This is a genomic window from Niastella yeongjuensis, from assembly GCF_900110245.1.
GTDB lineage: Bacteria > Bacteroidota > Bacteroidia > Chitinophagales > Chitinophagaceae > Niastella > Niastella yeongjuensis.
This window is the reverse complement of the sequence record NZ_FOCZ01000006.1, coordinates 320,935-339,024: the sequence shown is the minus strand read 5'-3', so window position 1 is coordinate 339,024 and position 18,090 is coordinate 320,935. Positions and strand designations below refer to the sequence as shown.

Here is an 18,090-nt window from a genome sequence, read left to right as displayed (position 1 = left end):
TTTTTGTTTATTGATACAACCACACCCGCAGCAGGGAGATCAACTGATCAACATCAACGGGTTTGGTAATATAATCGGAAGCGCCGGCTGCAATACATTTTTCCCTGTCGCCCGTCATGGCTTTGGCGGTAACGGCAATTACCGGCAGGTTGCGGTATTGCGGCATTTTTCGCAGTATCCTGGTTGTTTCATAACCATCCAGTTCAGGCATCATCATATCCATTAACACCATATCGATTTTTACATCGCCTTCCAGTTGTTTTAGTGCTTCCTTGCCATCGATGGCTGAAACTACCTGCATGCCATAACTTTCCAGCGATTTCGAAAGCGAGAATATATTGCGCACGTCATCATCTACTACCAGCACCGTTTTCCCTTTCAACACTTCACCGGTCTCTACTTTACGATTGCGTCTGAAGGTGCGGGTATCCTGTTGGTTTTCTTCTACCAGGTGCAGGAACAACGATACTTCATCGAGAATGCGTTGATAGGAGTGCGCCGTTTTTACAACAATGGAATCGGCATATTGCTTGATCTTTATCTCTTCGCTTTGCGACAGGTTTTTGCCGGTGAACACGATAATGGGAACATCTTCGAGGCCCCTTGTTTTTTTCACTTCATCCAGCGTGTCGTACGAGCGTTGGGCGGGTATGCCCATATCGAGGATCACACAATCTATTTCTTTCTGGGTGAGTGATTTTATACCATCTTCAACCGTGTTCTCAATTTCAGAGGCCACATTGTAATTGCTGAGGAAGTAGGCCAGTGCTTTGGCGTGTTGTGTGTTTTCTTCAACGATCAGTACTTTTTTGGGATGGCGGTTCAACGCCTGTTCAATCTTCGAGAACATTTCACCCAGCTTTTCAAAAGCTACGGGTTTGTTGATGAAATCAACCGCGCCCTTCGACAGACTTTGGGTTTTCATCTGGTAGGCCGACATAATGTGTACGGGTATATGGCGGGTACTATTATCTGCTTTCAGTTCATCCATTACCTGCCAGCCACTCATAACAGGCAGCTGCAGATCGAGTAAGATCCCCGATGGCATATATTGTTTGGCCAGGGCAATGCCTTCGTCGCCACGTACGGCCACAATACCTTTATACCCTTTGGCGCGCGTATATTCGAGCAGGGAGCGCGCAAAGGCGGTATCGTCTTCAATGATCAGGATCAACTTCTCGCCAGAGGTCATGGCATCGCGGTCATCTTCAACCGGTGAAGGAATGACCGGTGAAATGTACTGGTTCTCTCCAGCACTAACAGGCGTGGCAGTTTTGTCGGTTTGCTCCCTGTGTATGACAACTGCAACGGAATGCATTTTTGTTGCAGCAGCGCTTTTTGTCATCGGCAGTTCCAGTATAAATTCACTGCCTTCGCCTTCTGCACTGGTCAATGAAATGTCACCGTTCAATAGTTGGGCTAATTTCTGACTGATGCTTAATCCCAGCCCGGTGCCGCCAAATTGCCGGCGGGTGCTTCCATCTGCCTGTTGAAAGGCTTCAAAGATGATGGCTTGTTTTTCTTTTGAAATACCGATACCGGTGTCTTTTACGGAGAACCTGCATTCGGTTCCCTGTTGCGTTATACTTAAAACAACCGATCCTTTTTTGGTGAACTTGATGGCGTTGGAGATCAGGTTGCGTAAGATCTGGTTTAGCCGCAACCGGTCGGTTTCAATGGTAAGGGGTAATTCACTTTCCTGTTCCACTTTAAAGGCAACGCCTTTTTCTTCGGCCAGTGGTGTAAACAAAGCCTGCAGTTCATTCACCAGGTCAGTGATACGAACGTCGGTATATTCCAGTTCCATTTTACCGGCCTCTATCTTTGACAGGTCAAGGATCTCATCGATCAGTGTCAGCAATCCTTTACCGGAGGTTTGGATCACATTGGCGTATTCTATCTGGTCGTTTGTTAAATTATTGGTGTGGTTCTCGTTGAGCAAACGCGACAGCAACAGGATAGAGTTCAACGGCGTGCGCAGCTCGTGCGACATATTGGCCAAAAACTCTGATTTGTACCTGGTGCTCATGGCCAGTTCTTCGGCCCGGGCCTGTATTTCCAGGTTCCGTTCTACGATCAATTCATTTTTTTCTTCCAGCAACTGGCTTCGTTCTTCCAATTCGTGATTGGCATGTTGCAGTTCTTCCTGTTGTACCCGCAATTCTTCTTCACTGGTTTGCAGGCGTTCGGCCTGGGCTTCCAGTTCGGCATTGATGTTTTCGAGTTCGGTATGCTGGGCCTGTAGTTCTTCCGACTGTGCCTGGGTTTCGGTTAGCAATTCCTGTAAGCGCTGGTGATCACGGGCGCTGTGTACTGCCAGACCAATATTGTAACCGGCTTCCCGCATAAAATCTAACATAATGGGGCGATACGATTGCAGGGTGGTAATTTCAAGCACACCCTTTAACCGGTTTTCGTAGAAAATGGGAATGGCCAGGATGGATGCCGGCTTAATAGATCCGCCCGTATAGTCGATGGTGACCTGTGTTTCGGGGATATTTTCAAGGTGAACGGCTTGTCCTGATTGCGCGCACCGGCCTGCTATGCCTTCGCCAAACTTAATATTGGCTTTGGCGGCTTTATTGCTGATGGCTACACCGGCTACCAGTTGTATGAGGTTTTCATCTGTTCGCAGGTAAAAGGCGCCCTGGGCAGAACCGGTATAGTTGGTTACAAATTCTATTACATCGAACGTAAGCAGCTCCATTTCTTTTTTACCGATCATGATCTCGTTCAATTGCGCAATACCGGTTTGCAGCCATTGCTGGTCTTTCAGCTGGGTGAAAGAAATGTGCAGGGCATCTGTCATTTTATTTAATGAAATAGCAATGCTGGCGAGTGCATCGCTGCCTTTGTCTTCTACTTTTACGCCGTAATTACCTTCGGAGATTGTGGTAGCCACCTCATCTATCAATTCCAGTCTTCTCGAGATCTGTTCATCTTTTTCCTGTAACTCCAGTTGCAGGGCCGTTCGTTTTTGGAAATCATTCAATACGCGCAAAAATGAAATGATAGTAACCAGAATGCCCAGCACACAGGCTACTAAAATAAGGGTAGGGGTGCTGGCGGCGAACCGGTTCATGGATTGCGTTCTTATTTTCAGCAGCGATTCTTCCCGGTTGCGCATGCGATCAACGATCTCCCTTGCGTAATCCATTTGTTCTTTACCCGCCAACAGCATACTGTCGGGTATCAGTTCGCCTTTGCGCTTCTTTAGTATCAGTTCATTTAAATAGCTTAACCGGGCATTGGCCTGGATGCGCAACAACTCGCCATCCTGTTGCTGGGGATAATTATCTGCAGTAAGGGTTTTTAATTCACTCAACAGGTTGTTGGCCCTTTCTCGGGAACCATTAAACGGTTGAAGGAATTCTTCCTGGTTGGTGAGCAGGTAGCCGCGTTGGGCGGTTTCGGCATCTACCAGCACGGAGATCACGCCTTCCACTTTTTTGCCTACTGCATTTGTATGATTCACCCATTGGGCGCTGTTCAGTAAATTATTGATGCTGAGGTACGACGCTACGGCGCTTATGATCAGCAGTAATAATGAAATGCCATAACCAATGATGAGGTTGCGTTTGAATGCATTCATCTTAAAAAGCTGTTTTATAAATTAAAACGTTAATTCGTATTGTTGCTTTGCTTTAGCGGAAGTACAATGGTAAAGGTGGCACCTTCGCCCTCATGGCTTTTTACCCCTATTAATCCATTGTGTTTTTCAACGATCTTTTTTACAATGGCAAGTCCTATCCCTGTTCCTTCATATTGTGTTCTGCCATGTAAGCGTTGAAAGATCACAAATATTTTATCTATATACGATTCGTCGAGCCCAATGCCATTGTCACTGCAATGGATACGGACGTACCTGCCTGTTTTAACCGGTGCGGCTTCCAGCGATAGTTCGTCAACCGGTTCACAGTATATTTTTATTTGTGGTTGTATGGTTGTTTTCGAAAACTTCAGGGCATTGCTCAACAGGTTCATAAATAACTGCCGCATTTGTGCAGCTATGCCCTCTACTTCAGGCAGGGTGGTAACCTGAATGATGGCCTGTTTATCCTTTACAGCCAGTTCCAGGTCGGCCAGTGCATCTTTAATGATGTCGTTCAGGTTCACCGGGGTAAAATAGGAAACGGCCGAAAGCTTTGAGTAGCTGAGGAGTGCATTGATGAGGTTCCGCATTCTTTCAGCGGAGGTAATCACTTTCGTGATCTCCTGTTTGGCTTCAGGAATGCCAGCCAGGTATTTGTCGTCGATGATCTTTATAAACGTGATGATCTTACGAAGCGGTTCCTGCAGGTCGTGCGAGGCTAAATACGCATATTGCGCCAGTTCCGCATTGCGGTTCTCCAGGTCTTTGTTCAGTTGCGTCAGGTCCCTGGTCCTTTCTTCTACCTTAAACTCAAGCAGGGAGTTGATCTCTTCCACTTCCGCCTGCGATTTTTTACGCATATCAATTTCACGCCGCAGGGCCTCTTCTACCATTTTCAATTCTTTCCGCTGTTGAGAGAGCCGGTAAAATGTTCTTACTTTCAATAACAGCAAATCGTTATCGAAGGGTTTGGTGATGTAATCAACCCCGCCGGAATCATATCCTTTGGCAATAAAACGTTTGTCGATATTGACCGCAGAAAGGAATATGATGGGAATGTCCCTGGTTTTGTTAAGACCCGAAATGGCTTCTGCCACTTCATAACCGTCCATATCGGGCATTTGTACATCGAGTATAATAACCGAGTATTCGTTCTTCAGGATCTTCTTCAGGGCTTCTTCGCCAGAAGCGGCGGTATCGGTTTCATAAGCGTATAATTGCAGTAATGTTTTTAATGAGAACAGGTTTTCATATTTATCATCTACAATAAGGATCATACTATACCAATACTAGTCAAAAATGTACTAACAAACTATAAAGCAGCTTATTTCTTTTTCCAAGGATTGCAACGCAGTAGGCAGTTTTGCCACCGGGGTATGTGCAATTACTGATAATAGTTTCTTAAGTTCATTAACTCCCCAGGGTTTGGTGATGAAAGCCATGGCGCCATGCATCATGGTCTCTTCAATATCGGCTGATTGCGAGGAGGTAGTGTACATGAGCACCGGGATGTGTTTAAGCCTGGCGTCCTGTTTCAGGATCTGCAAACATTCCTTCCCATCCATGCGGGGCATATTGATGTCTAAAAATATAAGACTTGGTAAATTAGGTACATTGTCTGTGAGCAGATCAATGGCATCTTTTCCATTGTTGACATAGAAAAACCCAATTTTATCATCCACCTTTTTTAAGGTGTCCTGAAAAATAATGATGTCGTCAATGTCGTCGTCAACGAGCAAGAAACTACGGGGTTGAGTCATATCCGAGCTATTCCTATGTTAAAAAATGTTTTATTAATCGTTCCTTTAATTCCCTTGCATGTAAACAACTTAGAGTAAGTTTTTTTTACATGTGATCTCATAGCTGAGCATAGTATGCATATGTGCAATCCGCAGACCAATGGGAGTCGGGTAAAAAAGTCCACAAAAGAACAGGAAAAGCCTCAGAAAGCGTTCAGTGTCAGATTCTTTATAATATGATTTTAATGCCAGTTACCCATATCTATAAATCCTGGTTTTAATATAACAACCCTTATTGCAGCCCGGCTATTGCGACATTTTTAGCTGATGTATGTGTGGCCACAGTTTTCCGGTAACATAGATATAACTGGTGGTGGAATCATACGCAATGCCATTCAGTGCATCACCACCTGTGGTGAGTGCTGCCTTGAACGCCAGGGTGCTCAGATCAAGTTTGCCAACCACTTTCCCATTGGCCGGATCTATTTTTACGATGTTGTTGGTAAGCCAGATGTTAGCGTAGATATAACCTTTAATATACTCCAGTTCATTTAAGCTGTCGCGTTTGGCGCCATTTTCCGTTACCGGTAATTTCTTATGAATGGTATAGCCATCGGCATCTACATAGTTTAAGGTGTCGGTGCCATCGCTCATAATGATGCTGGCGCCATCTGTAGTGAGTCCCCAGCCTTCTTTTGCAATGGGGAATTGTCCCGTTTTTCTATAAGAGTGTGCGTCGTAAATAAACCCGATGTGGTTTTTATAGGTAAGTTGGTATAGCTTGTCCTTAAAAAATACAATGCCTTCACCGAAGAGAGAATCATGTGGCAGTTCTACCTTTTTAATAAAGGCTCCTGTTTTCAGGTCGTTGTAGCCAATCAATGATTTTCTGCCTTTGTCGGGTGAACCGGTGCTTTCAAATAACAGCCCATCGTGAATCAACAATCCTTCGGTGAACAGGGAGGTGTCGTGCAGGAAATAGTCGACTTCTTCATACTTGATAGCAGGGGTAACCGGGCCGGCATTTTCCACGTTTTCGTTTTCTTCCGTTGAACCTGACTGGCAGGCAGAAAAAATAACTAAGGTCAAAAGAACAAATAATATTGGTTTCATGGCATTAATGTGACGACAATAATAATGCATTTTTTTTGCAGCACCACGTGTCATAAAATATAACTATGTAATTACTTTTAATGCCGCGTTACTTTTAGTATACTTGCTTTTGGTATGCTGCCTGATTTGAAATGGTTGACCAAAACCCTGGTTTTATTGCCTGCTTGTATGTGTTTGGTATTGCTGCTTGTAGCGCAGCAACCAACATCGCGGCATTTTGCCCATCTCGATTTCAACCAGGGCCTCTCCAATAACCAGGTCAACTGTATTTATAAAGGTAAAAAAGGGTTTATGTGGTTTGGCACCATGAGCGGGTTGAACCGTTTTGATGGATACAGTTTTAAAACCTTCCGCCACAGCATAAAAGATACTACCTCCCTTACGGATGATTACATTGCAAAAATTGCAACTGGCCCCGATAATAAATTATGGATAGCCACCCGTATTGGCTTTAATATCTATGATCCCGCCACGGAGCGTTTTGATCGTCAGGTTGACAGGTATTTACAAAAACGGAAACTGCCGGCTTATGGGCTAACCGATGTAATACCGGCAGGCAAGGGCTTTTTGTTTGTGTACCGCGACCAGGGTGTTTACTATTATGAAAACGATAAACCGGTCTTGTCATTAACTCCGCAAACCACCACCCGGATCAATATCATTGCCGATGTAAAAACCGATTCAAAAAATAATATCTGGGTAGTCTATTGCAATGGTTTGATTGAACAGTTTGATGCCACTACCAAAAAGAAAAGCAGCAGCACCAACATGCTGCAACAAAAACAAGGCGTTGCTAATTTATTATACCGGGTGTACATCGATTCGCAGGATGAACTGTGGGTATTTGGCAGCGGCGTAATCAATGGCCTGTACCAGATAAATCCACAAAAAAATACCCTGCGCCAAATTGCCAATACGGAAGGTACCGCCATCCTTAGCAGTAATATTGTGATGAGTGTGGTACAAGACAACAAGGGTTTGTTATGGATAGCGACAGATCACGGGGGGCTTAATATCCTGAATAAAAAAGGGTATACTGTACAAGTGTTACAAAATAACCCAAACGACAATAACAGCCTGGCCCAGAACAGCCTCACGGAGCTGTATAAAGATGACCAGGGCGTTATTTGGATAGGCACCTTTAAACAGGGGATCAATTATTACCACGAAGGCATCATACAGTTTCCTGTATACAGGCACGAGGAAGCCAATAAAAACAGTTTGCCCTTTAATGATGTGAACGAATTTGTAGAAGACGACAAAGGCAATTGCTGGATCGGTACCAACGGAGGCGGCCTGTTATACTTCGACCGCGACGCTAATTCATATAAACAATTCCGGCATAACGCCCTTAATGACAACAGTCTTTGCAACGATGTTATTGTAAGTTTGTTTATTGAACATGCCCGTGTATTATGGATCGGTACTTATTTCGGCGGGCTCGATAGCTACGACGGCAAAACTTTTACGCATCACCGCCATGCTGCAAAAGACAGCACAAGTTTAAGTGATAACCGGGTTTGGGAAATTTATGAAGACAGTAATAACGAGCTGTGGATCGGTACCCTGGAAGCGGGGTTGGAAAAATACGACCGCGCCAGCAACCGGTTCATTCATTACAAACCCCTGGCACCAAACTCTGTGCATACCGGTTATATTGCTGCTATTACGGAAGATAAAAAAGGGAATCTATGGGTAGGGACTTCCTATGGCATCGATGTACGCAATAAACAAACCGGGGCCTTTACACAATTACTGGGCAGAGAAACAAAACTCAGTAACGATAACATCATCTCTATTTACAATGACAGCCGCGGTTACACCTGGGTGGGTACCCGCGATGGATTGAATGTATACAACCCGGAAAACAACAGCTTCCAGGTTTTTAGAACGGAAGAGGGGTTGCCCGATAATACTATTTTAAATATCCTGGAAGACAATGCGCATGACTTGTGGGTGAGTACCCTCAATGGCATCAGCCGCATCAGTTGTTTCGGATCATTAAATACCGGTATTTGTATAGGCTGTATCAATTACGACCGCATCGATGGCTTACAGGGCATAGCCTTCAATGAAAATGCCGCCCTGAAAACGAGGCGTGGTGAACTTATTTTTGGCGGGCCCAATGGGTTCAACCTGTTCGATCCGGCGCGGATCACCATCAACACCACTGCGCCGCAGGTACTGTTAACCGGTTTTCAGGTATTTAATCAACCCATTGAAACAGGCGATACCATAAACAGGCATGTGATTTTGCAGAAAGCCATTTCTGAAACAGATGCCATTACCCTGCGGTACGATGAAAATATCTTTTCCATTGAATTTTCCGGTCTGGGTTATATCAATAGCCATAAAACGAGGTATGCCTACCGGTTGAAAGGGTTTAACGATAACTGGTTGTTTACCGATGGCAACACCCGCCGTGCTACCTATACCAACCTGGATCCGGGCAAATACACTTTTTATGTAAAAGCGTCTGATGAACGGGGCCACTGGAAAGAGCAGGCAGTAGCCGTTTCTATTATTGTATTGCCGCCATTCTGGTTATCACCACTGGCTTATGTATTATATGTATTGATTGCCTTGGCCGTGTTGTATTTTGCCCGTCGCGCCGTAATTCAACAAACAAAAATGCGGATGGCATTGGAGCAGGAGCGAAAGGAAGCCAGCCGCATGCGTGAGCTGGACCTGATGAAGACCCGCTTTTTTACCAATGTGAGCCATGAATTCCGAACGCCGTTATCGCTGATCCTTACCCCCTTGGAAGGAATGATAAAAACAGCCGCAGAACCGGCGCAGCGAACCCAATACCAGCTGATACATCGCAACGCCCGCCGGCTGTTGAACCTGGTAAATCAGTTACTCGATTTTCGTAAAATGGAAGTGCATGAATTAAAACTGCATGCTACCGAAGGCGACATCATCCAATTTATTGAAGATTCGGCCGGTTCATTTACCGATATCGCAGAGAAAAAACACATTCGCTTTTCTTATACCAGCGCACTAAAAAGCCTGTACACACAATTCGATCACGACAAACTGGAACGCATCATTTTCAACCTGCTTTCCAATGCGTTTAAATTTACTGCCGAGCATGGAGTCGTGTCTGTGGAAATTAACAGCGTACCGCAGCAGGAAACAACCCTGCTTGAAATAAATGTAAAAGACACGGGTATTGGTATTCCTCGCAACCGCCAGGAAAGGATCTTTGAACGGTTCTTTCAGTACGAAATACCAGCAACTATGATGAACCAGGGCAGTGGGATTGGACTGGCCATCACCAAAGAGTTCGTAAACCTGCTGGGCGGGTCTATCCATGTGGAAAGCGAAGAAGGTAAAGGCTCTGTGTTTACCGTAATATTACCGGTAAAAGAGATCATTCCTTCCGAAGTATCTGAGGCTATCCCAGTCAGCTCAACAATCCCGGAAATCGAAATTTCAGTCATCCCAAAAATTCCATCCAACCCGGTTCAGACAGTTTTATTGGTAGAAGACAATGATGACTTTTTGTTTTACCTGAAAGACAACCTGCGCGAATGCTTCAATATTGTCGTAGCAGTGAATGGCCGCGATGGCTGGCAGAAAACGCTGTCGGTTCATCCTGACATTGTAGTGAGCGATATCAATATGCCCGAAATGAATGGGCTGGACCTGTGTAAAAAGATCAGGCAGGACCCGCGCACCAAACACATCCCCGTTGTATTATTAACGGCACAAAACAGCGAAGAACAACAATTGCGGGGTATTGAAACCGGCGCCGCCGATTATATGACGAAGCCTTTCAATTTTGAATTGCTGGTAAGCCGTATCAGGAACCTGTTGCAACAGCAACAATCCATGAAGCAAAGCTTTGCCAGTCAGATAGCCGTAAAAACAACAGATGTAAACCTCGAATGCCCGAATCAACGATTTGTACAGGACGCACTGACCATTGTTGAGAAGAACATCTCCAATGCCGATTTCTCGGTAGAGGAATTAAGCCGTGCCCTGTTGCTGAGCCGGGCGGCTGTATATAAACGACTGTTTGTATTGACTGGTAAAACTCCCATAGAATTTATCCGGAGCGTACGGTTGCAACGGGCAGCGCAATTGCTTGCTAAATCGAAAATGACTGTTGCGGAAGTAGCCTATGAAACCGGGTTTAACAATCCCAAGTATTTCTCCAAATACTTCAAGGTGGAGTTTGGAAAACTGCCTTCCGCCTGGCAGGCAGATGCCAGAAAGGGTGAGAATTGACAAAATATACCATTCCAATAGACTTTTTTCAGTCCCCGGCAACATTTTGATACCCTCATTTAGACAAACCGATACCATACGTATTAAAAACTGCTGCTATTTTCACACTCTCAGGAATTGACACCGATAATTTTAAACTAATATAAACTTTGTAACGGGTAGCCATCTTTTACCTGGAGGGACTGAAAGACTAAGGATCATTGCTTCGAAAACAAACCGCCTGGTTGCAACCGTTGGGTACATTACGGGGGCGGTTTTGTTTTCAAGCAGTTTAAAAGGGCAGAAGGCAGAGGGCAGAGGGCAGAGAGAAAAGGCAAAAGGCAGAGGGCAGAAGGCAGAGATAGGGTTGGGAGGTTGATGGGTTGACAAGTTGATATGAGATTACAAAGAGACTTTTTCGATAAAGGAAGTAAGACGTAAGAGGTAAGAAGAGGTTGACCGATTTAAAGGTTGAAAAATAATTGCGAGGTTATATTTCTCCCCTCCACCGGAGGGGCCGGGGGAGGCTCTCTCTGCCTTCTGCCCTTTTGTTGCTATCTTCCGAAAAATTTACTAAATGCCACGATGCCTGTCGTTACTACTACTCCTGTTCCTGGTAATAAAAACAAACGCTCAACAACATCCGCTACGGCTTTGGTACGATGCGCCGGCTGCTTATTGGGAAGCCAGCGTGCCCTTAGGCAATGGCCGGTTGGGTGCCATGCCCGATGGGGGTATTGTAAATGAGAACATCGTTTTAAATGATATTACGCTTTGGTCGGGTGCGCCGCAAAACGCTGACCTGCCCGGTGCTTATGAATACCTGGATACCATTCAGCATTTATTGTTTGCAGAAAAGAACGTAGAAGCGCAGGAGGTAATGGCCAGTCATTTTATTTGCAAAGGAGTTGGTTCGGCACGCGCAAAAAGCGCCGACGAGCCCTACGGTTCTTTTCAGCTGTTGGGTAACCTGGGTATTCAGTATGCATATGGTACCGATACAGCCATTCTGAAACCGGTGAATTACAAACGTGAGCTGTCGCTCGACAATGCCCTGGCTACAACCACTTTTACCATTAATAACATCACCTATAACCGGGAATACTTTACCAGTTTTGATGATGATGTAATTGCCATAAAACTATCGGCCAGCCAGCTGCAAAAAATAAACTGTACGCTTACCCTTAACCGGCCTGAACGGTTTGAAACCAGCGCTACCGGTACTACACTTCTAATGACCGGACAACTGAACAATGGCACAGATGGCAAAGGCATGTTGTATAAAGTGAAGTTACAGGTACAGGCCAATGGCGGCCACGTTACAGCCGTTAACAACAGTCTGCAAATAAAAAACGCCAATTCAGCCATCATTTATATCTCAGCGGGCACTAATTACAAAGCGCCTGCTTATGCAGCCAAGGTAGATAAACTATTGGCGAATGCTTTGCAGAAAAACTATACACAGCAAAAGGCAACGCATATTAAAAAGTACCAGCAGTTGTTTCAACGTGCTTCAGTAACACTTGCCGGTAATAACAAAGACAATCTGCCTACCGATAAACGTTTGGAAGCCTTTGTGAGCGATTCAACCGATAATGGATTGCCAGCCTTGTATTTTCAGTATGGCCGGTACTTGTTGATTGGCAGTGCCCGGGCAGGTTTGTTACCACCTAATCTGCAGGGTTTATGGTCCAATACAGTACAAACGGTTTGGAATGGTGATTATCACCTGAACATAAATATTCAAATGAACCACTGGCCGTTGGAAGTAACGAATCTGCCGATGTTGAACGATCCGTTTTTTGGCCTGGTGAATGGCATGATAGCGAATGGCGAAAAAACTGCTCAGGCTTATTATAAAGCAAAGGGCTGGGTGGCATTTGTGCTCACCAATCTGTGGCAGTTTACCTCACCGGGTGAGAATTATACCTGGGGTTCTTTCAATACCGGTTCGGCCTGGTTGTGCCAGATGCTTTGGAGCCATTATGAGTATACGCAGGATACGGCATATTTACGCAAATTGTATCCGATCCTGAAAGGAAGCGCGGATTTTTACCTGAGTACGCTGGTAAAAGAACCTACGCATGGCTGGCTGGTGACAGCCCCTTCCAATTCGCCTGAAAATGCTTTTATATTACCTGATGGCCGAAAGGCCAATGTGTGCGAAGGGCCAACAATGGACAACCAGATCATTCGCTATTTATTTTCGGCTACTGCAGCGGCCTGTGACCGTTTGCAAGTGGATGATGAATTTAAACAAGCCTTGCAAAAAACGATTGTACAATTACCGCCCAATCAAATTGGTAAGGACGGTCGTTTGATGGAATGGCTGAAAGAATACCAGGAAGCCGAGCCGCATCACCGGCACGTGTCTCATTTGTGGGGTTTGTATCCCGCGAGTGAGATCAATATGAATACGCCGGAGCTGGCCGCAGCAGCCAGAAAAACACTGGAGGGCAGGGGCGATGAAGGCACCGGCTGGTCATTGGCGTGGAAAATGAATTTGTGGGCGCGGTTACACGATGGCGATCATGCCTTCCTGATTTTGCAAAGGCTGTTGAAACCGGTACGCCCAACAGGAAAATTGAACTTTACCAATGGTGGTGGCAGTTATGCCAACCTGTTTTGCGCACATCCGCCCTACCAGATAGATGGTAATTTCGGCGGTACGGCAGGCATAGCAGAAATGCTGCTGCAAAGTGTGGATAGCACGATTGAATTATTGCCGGCTTTACCACGCGGATGGAACGCAGGGCAGTTTGCCGGTTTGTGCGTGCGAGGTGGGGCGGAAGTAAGCGCTGCGTGGAGTGACCGGCAGGTACGCGAAATGACAATTAAAGCTACAAACGCCCGCACATTCGTGATCAGGAAACCGAAAACAGCTAAAAATGTACAGATCAAAAAAAATAATAAAGTTTCAAATACGAGTAACGCTACCATTCGCGTTAATATGCGCCCTGGCGAAACCATAAAACTTGTATTTGAAGTTTAGGTTTATGTAGAAAAAGAGAGGCCTCCCGATCAGTCGGGAGGCCTTTTTTATACCCCCCAAGCCACCTGAAGGGGAGTTTAAAGGCAGACGACAAACAAGAACAAGAACAGCCGAAAGCCATCGAAGCAAATGTGTATTAATCTCTGCCTTCTGCCCAATTCAAATTGATACCAATCAACTAATTAATAATTGATATAGGTTAGTATTTTTTTCGTAATTTCAACCAGTCCAACAGGTTACGGACAAATGTCCCCTGTAAGATTCCGACAGTACTTAAGATTCCTGATACGATAATGGCTCAACGCCGGTATATTGAAGCAATAACCGGCGTAAAAAATTAACCGGGTTAGGTCTGTTCTGGTAGCAATTTCTATATCCCGCAGCAATTACAAGCGTAATGCTGCTGATTAATCACTATTGCTATGAAGTTAATCCAGAACCTGTCTATCAGGAACAAACTATTACTCGTTTCCCTCATTCCCCTGGCGGCCCTGCTGTATTTTCTCGCCACCGATATCTCCGATAAGATCGAAAAACGGAACAACCTCCGCCGGGTTCATGACTATGTAACGGAAATTGAAAAGATAGCCGACATCGTTTACAGCGTACAGGAAGAACGCGGTTATGCCATTGGGTATGTGAGCAGCGGCGGTAAAGAAGAAAAATCTGAAATGATGAACCAGCGTACGCAAACTGATAAAGCCGTTGCAGCGCTCACCCAATTGTTGAAAGAACAGAATAAGGATAAACAATTTGCCATTCTGAATAACATCGGCAACATCCGCGGCGGGGTAAATCAGTTTAAGATCGATGTGGATACCATGGCCAATGCCTATACCAATGTCACTATCCATCTTTTAGATGAGGTCAATAATAATTATCGAAGTGCCCGCGACCCGGAGATCAGGAATTTGACCGAAGCGCATTTTTATTTATTGAACGGCATTGGTTTCTTAGCCCAGTTGCGCATGCGCATGCACATTGCCATTGTGAAAAAAGGATTTCAGGGACAGGAGTTTGCAGAGTTTGCCAGTTTGAAAGGCAGATATGAATTAAAGCTTGACCGGTACTATAGAAACACTACCACGGATCAGGAAAATGCATTTACTACCCGCATGAACAATCCGGCTATTGTAATAGCAAAAGCATTGATAGATTCTGTATTTGCCAATCCATCAGCTGCGGCTGCCATTTCCGTGAATACATGGCGCATCAACATCTCTACTTTTTTGAATGAACTAAAAGGACAGGAAGACCTGTCTGCCCTGGAAACGCGGCAACTGGCTGAAGAAAAACTGGCCGATGTTTCGGGTGCAGTACTTAGGAGTGTGACCGTGGTAGTGGTGGTGATCGTACTTATTATAATACTGCTGATATTGGTGATCCGTTCTATCGTAAATTCATTGATGGTGATCAAAACGGCGGCCGATCGCATTGTGTTGGGCGAAACAGACATCACGCTACCTGTCACTTCGAAAGATGAAATAGGTAAACTGGCCGCTTCGTTTAACCGCCTGGTGGAAGTGTCGAAGGAATACACCCTGGTGGCAGACACCATAGCGCATGGAGATTATACGCCGGTTATAAAAGTGCGCAGCGAATCTGATCTGTTAAGCAAGGCATTGAAGAACATGAAACAAAACCTGCAAAAGCTGTCGCAGGAAAATGCAGCGCGTACCTGGATGCTTACAGGCGCTGCCGAATTGAACAATATATTAAGAGGAGATAAGACAGTGGATGAACTTGCCCGGGAAGTGATCAATATGCTGACGCCTTATTTTAAAGCTCAGGTAGGCGCTATTTATGTAGCGGAGCATGATCAGTTGAAACTGACGGGCAGTTATGCCTGGTCGCTCCGGAAGGGAAATGCCAATGTTATTCAAATGGGCGAAGGGCTGGTAGGGCAGGCCGCCAAAGAAAAGAAGCCCATTATATTTGCCGATATTCCCGCGGATTATATAAAAGTAAATTCCGGACTGGGTCAGGTAACTCCTAAAAACATCCTGGTTTATCCCTTCCTTTTTGATACGGATGTCAAGGGTGTAATTGAGATTGGCACCGTGCATGAGATCACCGATCCCGATCTTCAGTTGTTAAAGTTCGTTTCAGAAAGCATAGGCGTTGCCATCAACTCGTCACAGGCAAGGGCCTTGCAAAAAGAATTGCTGGAAGAAACCCAGCGCCAGTCGGAAGAACTGGAGGCCCAGCAGGAAGAACTGAAACAGACCAATGAACAATTGAATGTGCAAACCAGCATGCTGGAACGTTCTGAAGCTGAACTAAGGGCGCAGCAGGAAGAGTTACAGCAAACCAATGAGGAGCTGGAAGAAAAAGCCAACCTGCTGGAAGAACAAAAAGAAAAAATGGAAGTGGCCAAAATGGATGTAGAGAACAAGGCCCGCGAACTGGAATCTACCAGTAAATACAAATCTGAGTTCCTGGCAAATATGTCGCACGAGTTGCGTACGCCGCTCAACAGCATTCTGATCTTGTCACAGCTATTGACAGAAAATAAAAGCAAATCATTATCTGCCCGAGATATCGAGTTTGCCACGAATATTTTCAACTCCGGTACCGACCTGTTAACGCTGATCAATTAAATACTTGACCTGTCGAAAGTGGAAGCCGGCAAAATTGAGATCGAGATCGATGAGGTGCCGGTAAGCGAACTCATCAACAACCTTAAACAACTGTTCACCGAGGTGGCGAAAAGCAAGCATATCGAATTCAAGATCTCTTGTGATGAAGAGCAATTCCGCTCACCATTGAAAACCGATAAACAACGGCTGGAACAGATCCTGCGTAACCTGCTTTCCAATGCTTTTAAGTTTACCGAACGGGATGGACAGATAGCGCTGCGCATTGATATTGAACGGCCCGGGGCACTGTTGCGCAACGAAAAATTGAGACGGCTGCCGGAAATTGTGGCATTCTCGGTGAGCGACACGGGTATTGGAATCCCCGAAACCAAGCAGGGTATTATTTTTGAAGCGTTCCAGCAAGCCGACGGTTCCACCAAAAGAAAGTTTGGCGGAACCGGATTGGGATTGTCTATCAGCCGGGAACTGGCCGGCGCCCTGGGTGGGGAAATACACCTGGAAAGTGAGGAGGGAAAAGGCAGCATTTTTACGCTTTACCTGCCGTTGAAATTTGATGCGGCAAACGTGACCAAAGGAGAAAAGAACATAGAAATACGCAAGCCGGTGCCGCGTGAACCGTTGCCCCCGCAGGAAGCGGAAGACGATCGTTACCGGCTCAGTGATAATGATAAAACTATCCTGATCATTGAAGATGATGTGGTGTTTGCGAAAGTGTTGCTGAATATTGCACGCGATAAAGGCTATAAAGGTATTTTAGCACATGCCGGTAATACGGGGTTAAGTCTGGCGCGGTATTATAGACCAGACGCGATAATACTGGATATGAAGCTGCCGGTACTGGACGGCTCCGAAGTGCTGAAGCTTTTGAAAAACGATCCGGAACTACGGCACATCCCTGTACAGATCATGTCGGGGTACGACCGGCGTAAAGAGGGGCTGGAACTGGGCGCGTTTGATTTTATCAGCAAACCGCTCACGCACGACGCTGTTCACGGCGCCTTTGACCGTATTCAGGATTTTATAAACCGCAAGCTGAAAAAACTGCTGGTGGTGGAAGACGATCCGGCCCAGAACAAAGCGATCCGTGAACTCATTGGCAACGGCGATATCAGGTCCATTGCTGCCCATACCGGGCAGGAGGCGTATAACATCCTGCAGGACGAACGGTTCGATTGTATCATCATAGACCTGGGATTGCCTGATATGACCGGTTTTGAACTGATGGAAAAAATAAAGGAAAGCGAACAGCTGAACCGCATCCCCATCATTGTATATACCGGCCGGGATATGAGCAGGGAGGAAGCACGGCAGCTGGAGAAACTGGCCAATACCGTTGTATTGAAAACCACCGACTCGCAGGAACGACTGTTAGATGAAACGGCCTTGTTCCTGCATCGGGTGGAAGCGAAACTGCCAAAGGAAAAACAGCAGATCATTCGCAAACTGCACCGGACGGAAGAAGTGCTGAAAAATAAAAAAGTGCTGATCGTGGATGACGATATGCGCAATATCTATTCCCTCACCAATGTGATGGAAGAAGAAGGGATGAAATGTTTTGTGGCGGAAAATGGCAGGGTGGCCATCGACATGCTGGAAAAACAACCCGGCATCGACATCGTGCTAATGGACATCATGATGCCGGAAATGGACGGGTACGAAGCAACCATGGCCATTCGTAAAATGAACCAGTTCAATAAACTGCCCATCATTGCATTAACGGCAAAAGCCATGAAAGGCGACCGGGAGAAATGCCTGGAAGCCGGCATGAGCGATTATGTTTCCAAACCGGTGAACATAGAACAGCTGCTGTCGCTGATGCGTGTGTGGCTTTATAAATAA

Annotated in this window: 8 protein-coding genes; 4 read left to right on the top strand and 4 right to left on the bottom strand. The window is 45.6% G+C overall.

Going from position 1 to position 18,090, the window contains the following annotated elements; genetic code table 11:
* Positions 1–7: 7 nt before the first annotated feature.
* The 4 genes from BMX95_RS18230 to BMX95_RS18215 all read right to left on the bottom strand — a co-directional run bounded on the left by BMX95_RS18230 (position 8) and on the right by BMX95_RS18215 (position 6,444).
* On the bottom strand, positions 8–3,592 hold the full coding sequence (locus tag BMX95_RS18230; protein WP_081202606.1) for a response regulator: 3,585 nt from the start codon (positions 3,590–3,592) through the stop codon (positions 8–10).
* 29 nt (positions 3,593–3,621) lie between these two features.
* Positions 3,622–4,869, bottom strand: coding sequence for a sensor histidine kinase (locus BMX95_RS18225; protein WP_081202607.1), 1,248 nt, complete (start codon positions 4,867–4,869; stop codon positions 3,622–3,624).
* Between the two features lie 27 nt (positions 4,870–4,896).
* Positions 4,897–5,352 carry a response regulator gene (locus BMX95_RS18220; RefSeq protein ID WP_081202608.1) on the bottom strand — a complete coding sequence of 152 codons (456 nt, stop codon included), beginning with the start codon at positions 5,350–5,352 and terminating at the stop codon, positions 4,897–4,899.
* Between the two features lie 285 nt (positions 5,353–5,637).
* On the bottom strand, positions 5,638–6,444 hold the full coding sequence (locus BMX95_RS18215; protein ID WP_165759018.1) for a glutaminyl-peptide cyclotransferase: 807 nt from the start codon (positions 6,442–6,444) through the stop codon (positions 5,638–5,640).
* Between the two features lie 114 nt (positions 6,445–6,558).
* Here BMX95_RS18215 and BMX95_RS18210 point away from each other — a divergent pair, with 114 nt between their 5' ends.
* The 4 genes from BMX95_RS18210 to BMX95_RS35320 all read left to right on the top strand — a co-directional run bounded on the left by BMX95_RS18210 (position 6,559) and on the right by BMX95_RS35320 (position 18,090).
* Positions 6,559–10,680: a hybrid sensor histidine kinase/response regulator transcription factor gene (locus BMX95_RS18210; RefSeq protein ID WP_081202610.1), complete on the top strand. Its 4,122-nt coding sequence runs from the start codon at positions 6,559–6,561 to the stop codon at positions 10,678–10,680.
* 556 nt (positions 10,681–11,236) lie between these two features.
* Entirely contained in the window at positions 11,237–13,651 is a 2,415-nt protein-coding gene (locus BMX95_RS18205; protein ID WP_081202611.1) for a glycoside hydrolase family 95 protein, read from the top strand.
* A 422-nt stretch (positions 13,652–14,073) separates the two neighbouring features.
* Positions 14,074–16,251, top strand: a complete 2,178-nt coding sequence (locus BMX95_RS35325) for a nitrate- and nitrite sensing domain-containing protein (RefSeq protein ID WP_207631660.1) — start codon at positions 14,074–14,076, stop codon at positions 16,249–16,251.
* An 18-nt stretch (positions 16,252–16,269) separates the two neighbouring features.
* The gene (locus tag BMX95_RS35320; protein ID WP_207631662.1) at positions 16,270–18,090 is read left to right on the top strand and encodes a hybrid sensor histidine kinase/response regulator; all 1,821 of its coding nucleotides are present in this window, start codon (positions 16,270–16,272) and stop codon (positions 18,088–18,090) included.

Excerpts from the sequence above, each read along its gene's own strand:
- BMX95_RS18230 (WP_081202606.1), bottom strand. The coding sequence starts at position 3,592 with ATGAATGCATTCAAACGCAACCTCATCATTGGTTATGGCATTTCATTA.
- BMX95_RS18225 (WP_081202607.1), bottom strand. The coding sequence starts at position 4,869 with ATGATCCTTATTGTAGATGATAAATATGAAAACCTGTTCTCATTAAAA.
- BMX95_RS18220 (WP_081202608.1), bottom strand. The coding sequence starts at position 5,352 with ATGACTCAACCCCGTAGTTTCTTGCTCGTTGACGACGACATTGACGAC.
- BMX95_RS18215 (WP_165759018.1), bottom strand. The coding sequence starts at position 6,444 with ATGAAACCAATATTATTTGTTCTTTTGACCTTAGTTATTTTTTCTGCC.
- BMX95_RS18210 (WP_081202610.1), top strand. The coding sequence starts at position 6,559 with ATGCTGCCTGATTTGAAATGGTTGACCAAAACCCTGGTTTTATTGCCT.
- BMX95_RS18205 (WP_081202611.1), top strand. The coding sequence starts at position 11,237 with ATGCCACGATGCCTGTCGTTACTACTACTCCTGTTCCTGGTAATAAAA.
- BMX95_RS35325 (WP_207631660.1), top strand. The coding sequence starts at position 14,074 with ATGAAGTTAATCCAGAACCTGTCTATCAGGAACAAACTATTACTCGTT.